The organism is Corynebacterium sp. HMSC064E07 (assembly GCF_001815745.1).
Classification (GTDB): Bacteria; Actinomycetota; Actinomycetes; order Mycobacteriales; family Mycobacteriaceae; genus Corynebacterium; species Corynebacterium jeikeium_D.
In genome coordinates this window covers 69,366-83,144 of sequence record NZ_KV821809.1, presented here as the reverse complement: position 1 = coordinate 83,144, position 13,779 = coordinate 69,366, and the positions used below count along the sequence as shown (strand labels likewise).

General features: G+C 59.9%; 12 protein-coding genes. 8 read left to right on the top strand and 4 right to left on the bottom strand.

All coding sequences use genetic code 11. From position 1 onward, the window contains the following. Positions 1-882: a carboxylating nicotinate-nucleotide diphosphorylase gene (gene nadC / locus HMPREF3053_RS03255; RefSeq protein WP_016422956.1), complete on the top strand. Its 882-nt coding sequence runs from the start codon at positions 1-3 to the stop codon at positions 880-882. A gap of 35 nt (positions 883-917) precedes the next feature. Here the strand turns inward: nadC and HMPREF3053_RS03250 are convergent, their stop codons facing one another. The 3 genes from HMPREF3053_RS03250 to HMPREF3053_RS03240 form a co-directional block, all read right to left on the bottom strand. Further along, entirely contained in the window at positions 918-1,493 is a 576-nt protein-coding gene (locus tag HMPREF3053_RS03250) for a hypothetical protein (RefSeq protein ID WP_016422955.1), read from the bottom strand. 50 nt (positions 1,494-1,543) lie between these two features. Then, positions 1,544-3,334 carry a hypothetical protein gene (locus HMPREF3053_RS03245; protein WP_016422954.1) on the bottom strand — a complete coding sequence of 597 codons (1,791 nt, stop codon included), beginning with the start codon at positions 3,332-3,334 and terminating at the stop codon, positions 1,544-1,546. 77 nt (positions 3,335-3,411) lie between these two features. Then, positions 3,412-5,118: a hypothetical protein gene (locus tag HMPREF3053_RS03240; protein ID WP_016422953.1), complete on the bottom strand. Its 1,707-nt coding sequence runs from the start codon at positions 5,116-5,118 to the stop codon at positions 3,412-3,414. Between the two features lie 296 nt (positions 5,119-5,414). Here HMPREF3053_RS03240 and hisD point away from each other — a divergent pair, with 296 nt between their 5' ends. The 4 genes from hisD to HMPREF3053_RS03215 all read left to right on the top strand — a co-directional run bounded on the left by hisD (position 5,415) and on the right by HMPREF3053_RS03215 (position 10,296). After that, positions 5,415-6,764: a histidinol dehydrogenase gene (gene hisD, locus HMPREF3053_RS03235; RefSeq protein ID WP_016422952.1), complete on the top strand. Its 1,350-nt coding sequence runs from the start codon at positions 5,415-5,417 to the stop codon at positions 6,762-6,764. Next, the gene (locus HMPREF3053_RS03230; protein WP_070767268.1) at positions 6,764-7,906 is read left to right on the top strand and encodes a histidinol-phosphate transaminase; all 1,143 of its coding nucleotides are present in this window, start codon (positions 6,764-6,766) and stop codon (positions 7,904-7,906) included. Before hisD ends, HMPREF3053_RS03230 begins: the two co-directional genes overlap by 1 nt. Before the next feature lie 45 nt (positions 7,907-7,951). Then, entirely contained in the window at positions 7,952-8,590 is a 639-nt protein-coding gene (hisB, locus tag HMPREF3053_RS03225) for an imidazoleglycerol-phosphate dehydratase HisB (protein ID WP_005510321.1), read from the top strand. A gap of 284 nt (positions 8,591-8,874) precedes the next feature. Further along, positions 8,875-10,296, top strand: a complete 1,422-nt coding sequence (locus tag HMPREF3053_RS03215; RefSeq protein ID WP_016422949.1) for an MFS transporter — start codon at positions 8,875-8,877, stop codon at positions 10,294-10,296. 105 nt (positions 10,297-10,401) lie between these two features. Here the strand turns inward: HMPREF3053_RS03215 and HMPREF3053_RS03210 are convergent, their stop codons facing one another. Next, a complete protein-coding gene (locus tag HMPREF3053_RS03210) occupies positions 10,402-11,025 on the bottom strand; it encodes an arsenate-mycothiol transferase ArsC (RefSeq protein WP_016422948.1) in 624 nt (207 codons plus the stop codon). A gap of 189 nt (positions 11,026-11,214) precedes the next feature. On the opposite strand from HMPREF3053_RS03210, the gene hisH reads away from it, so the two are divergent. The 3 genes from hisH (at position 11,215) to HMPREF3053_RS03195 (ending at position 13,711) form a co-directional block, all read left to right on the top strand. Then, positions 11,215-11,913 (top strand): imidazole glycerol phosphate synthase subunit HisH, encoded by a 699-nt coding sequence (gene hisH / locus HMPREF3053_RS03205; protein WP_016422947.1) that lies wholly within the window; start codon positions 11,215-11,217, stop codon positions 11,911-11,913. A 147-nt stretch (positions 11,914-12,060) separates the two neighbouring features. Continuing rightward, a complete protein-coding gene (priA, locus tag HMPREF3053_RS03200; RefSeq protein WP_016422946.1) occupies positions 12,061-12,795 on the top strand; it encodes a bifunctional 1-(5-phosphoribosyl)-5-((5-phosphoribosylamino)methylideneamino)imidazole-4-carboxamide isomerase/phosphoribosylanthranilate isomerase PriA in 735 nt (244 codons plus the stop codon). Between the two features lie 103 nt (positions 12,796-12,898). Then, entirely contained in the window at positions 12,899-13,711 is an 813-nt protein-coding gene (locus HMPREF3053_RS03195; RefSeq protein ID WP_049170313.1) for an inositol monophosphatase family protein, read from the top strand. Positions 13,712-13,779 lie beyond the last annotated feature (68 nt).

Genomic DNA, 13,779 nt, shown 5'->3' with positions numbered 1-13,779 from the left:
ATGACTCTTGAGAAGGACACTCTGCGCGGGGTGCTGAACGAAAACATCACCCGTGGCCTCATTCGGACGGCACTACAGGAAGACATGAGCTTCGGGCCGGATGTGACCTCGCTGTCGACAGTCTCGGCATCTGCGCAGGCACTCGCCCGCCTGGTGGCCCGGCAAGAGGGCGTTATCGCGGCAATCGATGCGGTGGAGTGGACGCTGCAGGAGGTCATCTCGGGTGAGTTCACCGTCGAAAAGCACGTTGAAGATGGCACCCTGGTGCGTCCTGGCACAGTGCTGGCAACGATTTCTGCGCCGACTCGGGGGTTGCTGACTGCTGAGCGGACAATGCTGAATATCCTCACGCACGCCAGTGGTGTAGCTACTGCGACGCGCCAGTGGGCTGACGCGATTATCGGCACCGGTGCGCGGGTGCGCGATTCCCGAAAGACGCTGCCGGGGCTGCGCAACCTGGAAAAGTATGCTGTGACCTGCGGCGGCGGAATTAACCACCGCTACGCTTTGGGCGATGAAGCACTGATTAAGGACAATCACGTGGTGGCTGTCGGTTCCGTGTCCGGTGCGTTGAAGAGGGTGCGGGATCAGTACCCGGAGCTGCCGTGTGAGGTGGAAGTCGATACCCTCGCACAGCTCGATGAGATCCTGCCGATGAAGCCGGACATCGTCATGCTGGACAACTTCGAGGTCTGGGAGACCCAGATTGCGGTGCAGCGCCGCTCGCAGATTTCTCCGGCCACGCAGCTTGAGTCCTCTGGTGGACTGACCATCGATGTGGCTCGTGAGTACGCGTCCTGTGGTGTCGATTACCTGGCTGTGGGCGCGCTAACCCACTCGGCCAAGGTGTTCGATGTCGGACTCGACTTCGACGAGCAGTAGCTGAATCAGCCCCCGGTATCGCTTCGCAGCTTCGCCTACAAGCGACGGGCGATTTCCGCGCCAATCTCGCTTAGTGCCGACCCCCAGCGCTCCCGCGATTGCTCATCACAGGTTTCCTGTGCGCGGTAAAGCGCCTTCTCTGCAGCAGCGACATCGCCCAAATGCAGGTGGCACTGTGCAATTTGTGCAAGCAGAGGCACGGCCTGGATATTGAGGTTATCGGACTGGAAAAGTCCCGCCGCCAACTCCAGGTGATCAATGGCGCGCCCCTGATGTCCTCGACGAATCTCTGCCTGGCCGTTCAAGGTGTGCCACATCGCCCAGCGCAAGTGGCGCGGAGGGGTGTCCGCAGTCGGCTCGAAGCCGTCTTTCTCCAGGTTATCCAGCAAATCCAACCAGTCCGCGGCCTTGTCCATCAGCTTCGGTGCAGAGCCACGGATGGGGCGCCCCAGACTGTCGGTCTGCGGAGCATCCGCCTCGTCGCCGAGCTCCTCGAACCCCTGCATCAGAGTTAGGGCTGCTTCCCAGAGGTTGTTTTCCTCAGCCAATGCCGTGGCGGCGTCGAAAAGCTGCTGCGGGCTAGAAGTCGCGGAATCACCAGAAGTAGTCATGACCTAACACTCTACTTTGTGCCACCGCCAGCACCGAAGTGGGCGGGGCGCTAGTATTCGTCGTCAAGCGATTGAATGATGATGACGTCAAGGGCATCGAGAACAGGATGGCCTTCCCACACGTCGCGGGGCAGAAGCTCTTCGACGCGCCGGGCGTAGGCGGCGGCACCGTCGGAATCACCCGCGTCGAGACGGTATCGAACCCCCGCCAGCAGCGCGCGGGCGGCTTCCTCGCCATCGCCGGACTGCAGGTAGCCCTTCGCGGCGGCTTCCACATGGTTGATGGCCAAAGTGTCGCGGCCAGCGGAGTAGAAGACGTAGGCGGCATCGTCGTGCCAGTCGGCGAGTGACCAGTCGTCGGAGATGAGCTTCTGAGAACGCAGCAGAAGGTCCTCAGCCTCGTTGAGCGTGTGGTCAATGACGGCGGAAGCGTCCTCGGAGACGATCTCGGCGGTGAATTCGGAGCCCTCTTCGGAAATGACCAGGTCAATGACATGAATGATGGAACGTGCAGCCTGGCGGTAGGCCTTGGCAGCGCCCTTGGTATCGCCGTTGCGTTCAAGGTGCTCGCCGTGTTCGATGAGCAGCTTTGCCGCCTGGCGGGGATTATTGCCGAGACCCGCGGCTGCGGAGGCAATAGAAAAAGCCGCGTCGGTGCGTTCTTCATCGGCGGTAAATGCTGACCAGTGCGCAACTGGTTCGGCAAAGCGCAGCGCCTCGTCAACCTCGTCGGCGTCGAGGAGACTGCGGGCCAGAACGAGCTGGATATCCATGGTGATGGGGTTGACCGGAATGCCTTCGGCGCTGGCGAGCGCGCGGCGGGCAATTGCGGCGGATTCCGCGAAATCGCCGTGGGCGTTGAGAAGCGCACAGAGCAGACGCACGCTGCGAAGCACCGCGACCGTGAGTCCTGCATCGAGACCAGCCTGCACGATTGGGCGTAGCTGGCGGATTGCCTCCGCTTCCTCACCAGCTTCCAGAGAGAGGAAAGCCAGGAATTGGCGAGCTTCAATCGTCGTGGTGACGGGTTCCGACTGAGGGGCTGCCGCGACGCTGGCTGCGATGCGGGCGGCCCTGCGCAGCTCACCACGGCTGTGCGCGAGCTGCGCCTCCAATAGCTTGCGGTCATCAAAACTGCTTCGCTTTGGTGCCCAGCGTGCGGACCATTCAGAGAGTTGACCGGCGATTTCCGCCCGGCGCGCCAGCGATGCTGCGGCACCAGCAACAGCCGCGCTGACCAGGTAGTAATAGGCCTCCCCGGGCTGTGGAGTGGTGGCGACGATGTCCTTAGTAAGCCTGATCAGCTCGGGGATTTCGGAGTCCTCGGGGCGCCGGCCGGTGATGGCATCACCTGGGTTGGCGTCGATGAAGGCCTCTGCCTCGGCGAATGCTCCGTAGGAGCGTGCGTGCAAGATCGCGGGGCGGATGTTGGCCTCAGTTGCCCAGCGCAGCCACTCGGCGCGTGCAGCAGCGGCTTCTTCTACTAATTCCAGTTGGTCGGCGACTGCGTGCCTGAGTGCGTGGAATTCGCCAACGACATCGGGGGAGTTGGTAGGCGCGTCGGCTAACCAGTGCGTGTGGGCGAACTTGGTGACAGCGCGCCAACTGGTGACGTGGTCGAGCGTGGCACCGGCCCTGCGGGAAATAACCAGCAGCTCCGGAAGTGAGTCCGGTAATGCCTTTAGCGGATTGGGCAGGGGAGGAAAGTCCAGGGGTTCGGACGAGTTCTCCGTTGCTGATGCGTTTTCTGAATTCCCTGACGCGTAGTCGGCCGCGATGCCGGTATCCCAATCGCCAACTTGAATTCCAGACTCAGAGTTTTCTTCTTCCCACCAGACCATTGGACTATCTTCGCCCGTGGCATCGGGAAGATGCAAAAACTGCTTTGTTTTTCAGACCTGTGCAGTCGGGTGCGCTGTTAAGCCGGGTTTGAAAAGCTACGCATTAGTCCACGAACTTCATCGCGCACCGGGTGATCCGGGCCGACTAGGTCGCCGATGCGAACCGCGAACCGGCGGGCGCGTTCCTCATTGTTATCACTAGCAGCAGCACGCACCGCGATGGTCAGTGTGCGGGCGGCGTCGGCAGGGGCGTGGGCTTCTAAGAAAAGCTCGGCAGCTTCGTCGGCGTACTTGTACACGCCGTCGTTGTCCCACACAGACCAGCACAACAGCGCCTGTGCTTCATGCCACTTGGCCGATTCCCAGGACCCAACCACGTAGCCACGTGAGCGTTCCATCAGGTGGTCAGTCAGTTCACTTGTAGCGCCCACGTTACTGAGTGATAGTGCGGCATCCATCAGAGTTTCCGCAGGCGAAATCGGGGACGAGTATCCGGCACGAATATCGGCCAGTGCGTCGAAGAGTACTGCGGCATGCTCAGTATTGCCCTCTTGGACTGCCGATTCCGCCGCAATGGCACAGGAAAAATCAGTACGTGCGGAATCCTGGGTAGGCTCAGACCACTTTGCAACCGACTCCGCTTCCTGGCCGGCATGGTGGAAATCTCCGAGCTCGTACAGTGCCGTTGCCTTCAGCAGCGCGATTTCCATGGTGACTTCACAGTTGGGGTAGTCTGCCGACACATCCTGGGCGCGCTGAGTTAGCTTCAGCATCTCCCCGGCATCGGGCTTGTTGTGTGCCACCTCGAAGTTGATGTCTGCCATCTCACGAACCGCGAGAATATAGTCAGTGTCCAGTCTGTGCTGGTCCGCGACTGCCACGTTGTTTGACAGCATTCGGAACGCGGTATCGCTATTACCTGTCTCTATCGAGTACCGTGCCAAATTCTGCCTCAGCTCAAGGCCCGCGATTACGGAGCGGTTACCGATTGCATTGAGCTGTGAGGCGCAAAGTCGCGCTGCGTCGACGACTTTCCCGGCTCGGTGCAGCAGTGATGCCTCCGTCAGAGTCTTCGCCAGCGCAATCGACTCAAACTTATCCTCATTTGGCAGTGCACGAATCATCTCGTGCAGCTCCCGTGCCAAGTCCTCGCGGTTGACCTTTCGCAGGGCGCTTGCAATCCGAATCAGCGCGTCAGTCAGTGCCGCCCGCTTCTTCCACTGGCGTGGGCTAAACGGCTCCTCCGCTTCTTCGCTTGCCGACGATTCCTGCGGCCGCGGCCCATCCGCATCCGTGGTCACCGCGCTGTGACTGCTGGTTGGGGCATCCAGATCGTCGGCAAGCACGAGTGCCCGGTACGAGGTGATCTCCCTGCTCATGCGTGCGATGAGTGGGATTTCGGTCTCTGCGGCAGCAGAGGTGGGGCCATCGGCGATAAAGGTGGTGTAGCGGCGGGCTTCATCCGCCGCTAGCCGTGCCCGGGCGCGCCAGTACTCCGGGACGTTGTCGTTATCGGATGCCCATACCATCCAGTTCAGGGCGGCATCGTGCGCAGCCGTCATCATGCCGAGCGATTCGGTGACCTCGCGGACTATGCGGTAAAACGCGCCGACGTGTTCGGTAACGCCGTGGGCTTCCGGGTCAGAAAAGAGCTGTGGGTTGTAGAAATGATGCGCGAAAACTGATTCCAGTTGGCGCGTGGCCAGGGAATTGTCGGCTGCGGTCGCGTCTGCATAGGCTGCGACGAGCTCCGGCAAATCCGGGCTGTTTCCTTCCTGGTTCAACAGCTGACCTTTCTACGACTGGTTACTACTTTCCTTAACACTGTAATGGGTCACTGTGGCGGAGCTAACTTGCGCCACAGTATGAGGGGCTAAATGGGGCAATCGGTATGAACCTAACGTGAGAAAGATATGCTTAGTTCATACTCAAGGGTGCCTTTAAGGGCGAATAGTAGCGAAAACCGTGGATAAAGTCTTTGGCTTTGACCCAGATTTTCAATACTTTGTTGTCATTTCTTTGTCACTCTGAAGTGCTCACGTATGAATCCATCGTGCGAATAGGCGGTTACTAATTAATTATGTTGTCCACTATTGATCTTCGCGGTCAGACTCCCACCACCGCCACTCTGCGTCGAGTGTTGCCGCGTGGTGCGGCAGACGTTGATTCGATGATTCCCACGGTCAAGCCCGTTGTCGATGACGTGGCAGTCCGTGGTGTGGAAGCGGCGATGGAGTACTCCGAGAAGTTTGACCGTATTCGTCCGGCATCCATGCGCGTTCCAGCGGAGGTTATCGATGCCGCGGAAGCTGCGCTGGAAGACGATGTCCGCTCTGCTCTGCAGGAGTCCATCGGGCGCGTGCGCGCGTTCCACGCTGCTCAGAAGCCGAATGATAAGACTGTTGAAATTCTGCCCGGCGGCATTGTCCGCGAGAAGTGGATTCCGGTTTCGCGCGTCGGTCTTTACGTCCCCGGGGGCAACGCCGTCTACCCGTCGTCCGTATTGATGAACGTCATCCCAGCTCAGGAAGCTGGTGTGGAGTCCCTCGTCGTCGCCTCTCCGCCGCAGGCCGACAACGACGGCTGGCCGCACCCGACCATCCTGGCTGCCTGCAAGCTGCTTGGCGTGACCGAGGTGTGGGCCGTCGGTGGTGCACAGGCCGTCGCACTGCTCGCATACGGCGATGAAAACGAGAGCCTCGAGCCGGTCGACATGGTCACCGGTCCGGGCAACATCTTCGTTACCGCCGCCAAACGCCTGTGCCGCTCGGTCGTCGGTATCGACGCCGAAGCTGGCCCGACCGAAATTGCCATTCTCGCAGATAACACCGCTGATCCTGTCTCCGTCGCCTACGACCTGATTTCCCAGGCTGAGCACGACGTCATGGCCGCCAGCGTGCTTATCACCGACGACGCCGATTTCGCCGCCACCGTCGACCGCGAGGTCGAAAACCGCTACGAGGTCACCATGAACGCCGACCGCGTTCGCGAGGCGCTCACCGGCGATCAGTCTGGCATCGTGCTTGTCGACGACATGAATATCGGCATCCAGGTTGCAGATGCCTACGCCGCTGAGCACCTGGAGATCCACACCGAAAACGCGCAGGCCGATGCCGAACGCATTACCAATGCCGGCGCAATCTTCATCGGTCGCTTCTCGCCGGTGCCACTGGGCGATTACTCGGCCGGCTCTAACCACGTGTTGCCGACCTCCGGCACCGCCCGCCACGCCTCGGGCCTGTCAACGCACACCTTCCTCAAGTCGGTCCACATGATTGACTACAACGAGGCCGCGTTGAAGGAAGTTGCCGACAGCGTAGTAGTCCTGGCCAACGAAGAACGACTGCCAGCGCACGGCGAGGCCATCCGTGCCCGCTTTGAGACGCTTCTCGGCTCTGAGGACAATGGCGCAGAAAAGGGGAACAACTAATGAGCAACCAGCCTGAGAATCAGCCACAGCCGTCGGTAGCCAAGTTGGCGCTGGCAGATTTGCCACTGCGCGACGAACTGCGCGGCGAGGAAGCCTACGGTGCCCCGCAGCTCGACGTCGATGTTCGCCTGAACACCAACGAAAACCCGTACCCGCCATCCGATGACCTCATCGCCGACCTGGTGGCGCAAGTGGAGAAGGTCGCCTCTGACCTCAACCGCTACCCGGACCGTGACGCAGTAGCACTGCGCAGCGCACTCGCCGATTATGTCACCCGCCAGACCGGCGTGGACATCACCGTTGACCAGGTATGGGCCGCCAACGGCTCCAATGAGATTCTCCAGCAGCTGCTGCAGGCATTTGGCGGGCCGGGGCGCAGCGCAATGGGCTTTGTGCCCAGCTACTCGATGCACCCGATCCTCTCGTCCGGCACGCAGACGGAGTTCATCGGCATCGCCCGCGACCCGGAGACCTTCGACATCGACATGGATAGTGCGCTCGCGGCCATTGCCGAGCACCGTCCTGACGTCATCTTCATCACGACTCCGAACAACCCGACTGGCAATCTGACCACGCTCGCTGACCTGCGCCGCATTATTGAAGCCGCGCCGGGCATCGTCATTGTCGATGAGGCCTACGCCGAGTTCACTGAGGAGCCGTCGGCGACAACGCTGCTGGCTGAGTTCCCGTCGAAGCTGGTTGTCTCCCGTACGATGAGCAAGGCTTTCGACTTCGCCGGAGGCCGCCTCGGCTACTTCGTTGCTAACCCGGCATTTATTGATGCTGTGATGCTCGTACGTCTGCCATACCACCTGTCGACGTTGACGCAGGCCGCTGCCACGGTTGCACTTCGCCACTCGGATGCGACGCTGTCGACCGTCGCAAAGCTTGCCGACGAGCGTGATCGCGTCGTAGCCGCCCTGAACAGCTATGGCTACGACGTGATTGACTCGTACTCCAACTTCGTATTCTTCGGTCGTTTCGCCGATGCCGCGACGGCATGGCTGAGCTTCTTGGATGAGGGAGTACTCATCCGCGATGTTGGCGTGCCCGGTCGTCTCCGTGCCACTATTGGTCTGCCCAGCGAAAATGATGCGCTGCTGGCGGCGGCCAAGAAATTGGCAGCGACCGCGCTGGCTTAAGCGAAATGCTGCCGGTACATCCCACTACAAGGAGAGATCTGACTTATGCACTTCAGTGATAAGGACCATCTGGAGGCAGAGCGCACTGAGCGCGTTGGCCGTGTCGAGCGCGCCACCCGCGAATCGAGCATCGTCTGCTCGGTGAATCTCGATGGCACCGGCAAGACCGATATTTCGACCGGTCTGCCGTTCTTCGACCACATGTTGACCGCTTTCGGCTCCCACGGCAGCTTCGACCTGACTGTGCACGCCAACGGCGACACCGAGGTCGATGCGCACCACACGGTGGAGGATACCGGCATTGTGATGGGGCAGGCCTTCGCCCAGGCGTTGGGGGACAAGTCTGGTATTCGTCGCTTTGGTGACTGCTATATCCCGATGGATGAAACGCTGGCACACGCAGTGGTTGATGTGTCTGGTCGCCCGTACTTCGTTGGCACTGGCGAACCAGAGCAGATGTTGACTGCCGTCATTGGTGGTCACTACGCAACGGTTATCAACGAGCATTTCTTTGAGTCCTTCGCCCTAAATGCCCGTATTGCGCTGCATGTTCGCTGTCTCTACGGGCGCGATCCGCACCACATCACCGAGGCTGAGTACAAGGCTGTGGCCCGTGCCCTGCGTGCTGCCGTCGAGGACGACCCGCGCGTCCACGGTGTGCCGTCGACCAAGGGCACTCTGTAGGTCGCAGCTGAAGTAGACGGCCACTGTAGGAAACCGGAAAATCCGCCTTAGCTGGCATTTTAGGGGAATCGATGGTAACAACGTCTGTAGACGTGCTTTTAGCGCAGGTGTCTACCGCATCGACGCTGAGCACTTATTTTTTGTTCATTGTCGCTGGTCTGCTGGTGGGCGGAACATGGTCACTCTATAAATCCGGATCGAGGGTCGGAACAATTGTCCTTGGTCTCTTATCTGTGATCGCGCTCGCCGGCGCAATTTTGTGGTTGATAGGAGTGATGGAGTAAATGGCGTCCCGGGTGATGGACCGCAGGCAGTTGGACGAACTGGACAGCATGTGGAAAGCGCCCGGACTAGTACCTACGCTAGTCGCCGTGATGGCCGCCTTCGGTGGCTGGTCACTCCTCATGCCTGTCATTCCGCAGGCAATTCTTGACGATGGCGGTGGAACCTCGCTCGCCGGTGCCTACACCGGTGTTTTTATGGCCGCTACCGTTCTCACACAGACGCAGACTCCACGTATGTGTCGCCGTCTTGGCTACGGCATGACCATGCTGATTTCAGGTCTGTTTCTGGGCTTGCCGACGATTCTGCACATCTTTGGCACCGATGCTGCTTTGGTGCTCATCATTGCGGTTCTCCGCGGTATGGGCTTCGGTGCGTTGACTGTCGCCGAGTCCGCATTGATTGCCGAGCTAGTGCCAATGAAATTTCTGGGTAAGGCCTCTGGCGTTCTCGGTGTGGCAGTTGGTTTATCTGAGCTCATTTTCTTGCCACTAGGACTAATCATTGCGGACAAGACGGGTTCTTACACCCCTGTTTATGTCTTGGGCGCCGTCATCTCGCTTGTCGGTTCGTTGATGGCACTCTTTATCCCGAAGATTAAGCCAGCGCCGAAGGAGGGCAAGGGCGGCAAGGAAGACGTCGGCGATCCTGTGCCCGGATCTGCAGCAACTCAGCCGAGCCCCGTTGAGCACGTTGCCACATGGAAGCTGGTGGCCATTCCCGCGCTCGCAATTTGCACGATTGCGATGGGCTTTGGTGGTATTTCCGCATTCCTTGCCCCGGCAGCTCGCGAAATCGATCTGGTCTCCGGTGCGGTTGTGGCTGGCCTGTCGCTGTCTGTTCTCGGTGGCGCGCAGATGGTGTTCCGTTATTTCGCAGGAATCTACGCCGACCGGAAGTCGGAGGCTGGAATTCTGCTGATTCCGGCATTGATCAGTGGTTTTATTGGTCTGCTGATGATGTCCGGCGTGGTTCTCTTTGATTTGTCGGCCTGGCTGCTGCTGGTTGCGGCCGTTTTCTACGGCGCGGGCTTCGGCATAGTGCAAAATGAGGCTCTGCTGCTGATGTTTGCCCGCCTGCCGCGTGACCGTACTGCTGAGGCCAGTGCCTTCTGGAACATGTCCTTTGACTCGGGCACTGGTATCGGCTCGTTCGTTCTGGGAGCCGTAGCCGCGGCTGCACTCCGTCCGTACCCGGCTGTCTTTGCCTTTGCGGCAGCTCTGCTGGCAGTTGGCCTCATTGGTGCGGTGCTCGACCGAATCATCGGAAAGCACCGCGTGGCGGAGTACCAGAACACCCGCGCTACGCTGCGTCGTCTGGGGGATGCCGTGAAGCGTCGTACGCCGGAGGCCGCTGTGCGTGTTGCCCGCCCGGCAAAGAATGCAGTGACGCGTTTGACGGTTCGGGACCGCAAGAAGAAGTAACTACATACAAAGAGACGTTTGAAAAAGAGTGGCTGCGCAAGTTCTTGCGCAGCCACTCTTTTGGTTATTAGATGCAACCCCCGGTGTGGGGTCAGCCGTGCCTGTTTATGCGACGGCGACGTCCATCTCGGTGAAGAGAGCCCGCAGGCGGGTTTCGATATCGTCGATAAGCGACTGCAGCTCATCGTCTGTGAGACTGTCCGGATCTGCGACATCCCATTCCACGTAGCGGTCGCCGGGGACTGCTGGTGTCTCGTCGATGCCCATGAGCACGACAACATCGGCGCGGTGGGAAACGCGGGGAGTAATCGCCTTTTGGGTGAGGCGTGAGGTGTCCACGCCACGGTCGTGAAGAGCCGCGACGACGCGAGGGTTCAGGCCATCCTCTGGATTGAGGCCGATAGTGCGGATAAAGACTTCGTCACCAACCAGGTGGTAGGCCAGGGCAGTGGCAATCTGGCTACGGCCGGAACCGCGACTATCGGCAAAGAGAATCTCTTGGCGCGGGGCGAAGTCCTTGCATCCGCTCGCGGCCTTGATGCGTTCGGTGGCCTCGCGTTCGGCGAGGACGGGGAGGAAGTTAGTCACCTTCGCAGAGTTGGACAGCTCTGCAATGACATCGTCGAGGATGGAATCGATGGTCGCAGCATCGCAGGCTGCACCGTAGAGCCGGTGAAGGTCCTCGCGGACAATGGCAAATGATTTACTAAGAACGGATGCGGTAGTCATGGCGTCGGAGCCTCTCTGTGAAAAAGTAATCAGGGGTATTAGGGATAAATCAATAACTTAGTTAACCTGTTGTTAACCTTGAGTTTACCAAAGTATTCGGTAGTTGTATACCAGTGCTTCTGCCTATCCAGGCAGTTTTCTTGGGGTAAGTGGCAAACATCGATTCCCAGCGCCTTAAAATGTCCAACTATGGAACAAGTCTCACCTTCGACGAAGACCCCGACCGTTGCCATCCTTGATTACGGCTCCGGTAATTTGCGTTCAGCTGAGCGCGCTGTGGCCACCACGGGTGCCGAGGTTATTGTGACCGCCGATCCGAAGACCGTGATGGAGGCCGATGGTCTGCTCGTTCCCGGCGTCGGCGCCTATGCCGCATGCATGGAGGGTTTGCATCGAGTACAAGGGCCGCGCCTGATCGGCTCTCGACTCGCAGGTGGTCGACCAGTGATGGGAATCTGCGTCGGTATGCAGGTGCTCTTTGACCGCGGCGTCGAGTACGCCGACGGCATCCACGCAGCGGAGACCGACGCATCCGCAGCTGTCACCGGCACCCCGGGTTGTGGTGAATGGCCCGGTACTGTCGAGCGTCTCGAGGCGTCGATTCTGCCGCACATGGGCTGGAACACGGTTGAAGTACCGGAAGGCTCAAAGATGTTTAAGGGACTGGAAGATCAGCGTTTTTACTTCGTCCACTCCTACGGTGTGCGCAAGTGGGACCTTAATACGGATTCTCGCATCGCTCCGCCGCTGGTGACGTGGTCTGCCCACGAATCCGATCGGTTTATCGCAGCCGTGGAAAACGGTCCGCTGTGGGCCACGCAGTTCCACCCTGAGAAGTCTGGTGAAGCAGGGTTGAAGCTGCTGCAGAACTGGGTGGACACGCTGTAGTTGCCCAATCGGTAGTATCTGCCCTAACCGCACTACCTGGTAGGTGGCGGAATTTCGCCACCTAGACCACCTATACTGAGATAACTAGCAACAAGCGTCGTGGTGACTATGGCCACAACGCCCAAAGTCGAAGAGAGTAGAGCCCCCATGAGTTTGACCCTGCTGCCCGCTGTAGACGTAGCCGATGGCCAGGCTGTGCGCCTTGTTCAGGGTGCTGCTGGAACCGAGACTTCCTACGGTGCACCGCTGGAAGCTGCCATGAATTGGCAGAACGCAGGCGCTGAGTGGATCCACCTGGTCGACCTCGACGCCGCGTTTGGTCGCGGTTCGAACTACGACCTGCTTGCCGACGTTGTGGGCAAGCTCGACGTGAAGGTAGAGCTCTCCGGCGGTATCCGTGACAACGCTTCGCTCGAAGCTGCGCTGGCCACCGGCTGCGCCCGTGTCAATATTGGCACCGCCGCACTGGAGAATCCGGAGTGGTGCCGCGAGGTTATCGCCAACTACGGCGACCGTGTAGCCATTGGTCTGGATGTTCTTAACGAAGAGGGGCAGTGGCGCTTGCGCGGCCGCGGCTGGGTCTCCGACGGCGGTGACCTCTGGGAGGTGCTGGAGCGCCTGGATGCTCAGGGTGCATCCCGTTTCGTGGTGACTGACGTCTCCAAGGACGGCACCCTGCAGGGGCCGAATGTGGAACTGCTGCGCGAGGTCGCTGCTGCTACCGATGCTCCAATCGTCGCTTCCGGCGGTGTCAGCAGCCTGGACGACATTGCAGCTATTGCCACACTGGTCGATGAGGGCGTTGACTCCGCAATTGTGGGTAAGGCGCTCTACGCAGGGCGTTTCACCCTGGAAGAGGCCCTGGCAGTAGCTCGCGGCTAAAAAGAACACTTTCGTGGCCGGACCGGGGAGACGTCGTCAAGCGAAAGCGTTAACGAGCAAACGGCACCCCGGCTGAGACGGCGGATGAAGGACTTAGAAAAGTATGGATGCCCTGGAACCGCGGGCGATGCTCGCTATTGCTGAAGCGGCGCTCGATGAGGTTGAAGGCCTGTTCACGCAGCAGGTGGGCGCGGACCCGGTTGTCATGAAGCCGCGCGGAGATTTCGCGACGGAGACTGACCTGGAAATTGAGCGTCGTCTGCGCAAGCTCCTCACGCAGTATTCTGGGCTGCCCGTCTACGGCGAGGAATTCGGTGGCAAAGTCCCCGAGGAACATACCGCCTGGGTCATCGATCCGATTGACGGCACCACGAACTATTCCAACGGTTTTCCGCTGTGTGCCATGCTGCTCACACTCATGCATGAGGGGGAGCCGGTGGTTGGTATTACCTCCATGCCTCTGCTACGCCGGCGTATTACCGCAGCTAAAGGTAGCGGCACGTTCGTCAACGGCCGTCGCGTCAACATCGACGCCGAGGCCGGCCGCCCGGTTTCGATTGCCTTCGGGTCCGTCATCGCGAGTACCGACGGCACACTCCCGCGCAAGTGGCGTCAACTGCTGCTGTCAAAGGTGGGCGAACGCTATCCGACGATCCGAATTACTGGCTCTGTCGGAGTGGACTTGGGTTCCACCGCGATGGGGGCATTCGGCGGCACCGTGACTTTCTCACCGCATGTGTGGGATAACGCAGCTGGTGTACTTCAGATTTCCGAAGCCGGTGGCGTGGTCACAGACTTGGCGGGCAATCCTTGGCGGCATGATTCCGTAGGCGTGCTGGCGGGAACTCGCGATGTTCATGCCACGCTGCGGTCGATTATTGACCAACTGGGTCGTCCGGAGACTTTCCGGAGCTAAACCGTGGGCGACGTCCCGAGCTGGGTGGTTGCGCAAACCGTCGATCCACAACTTTGAGCTAACACGAG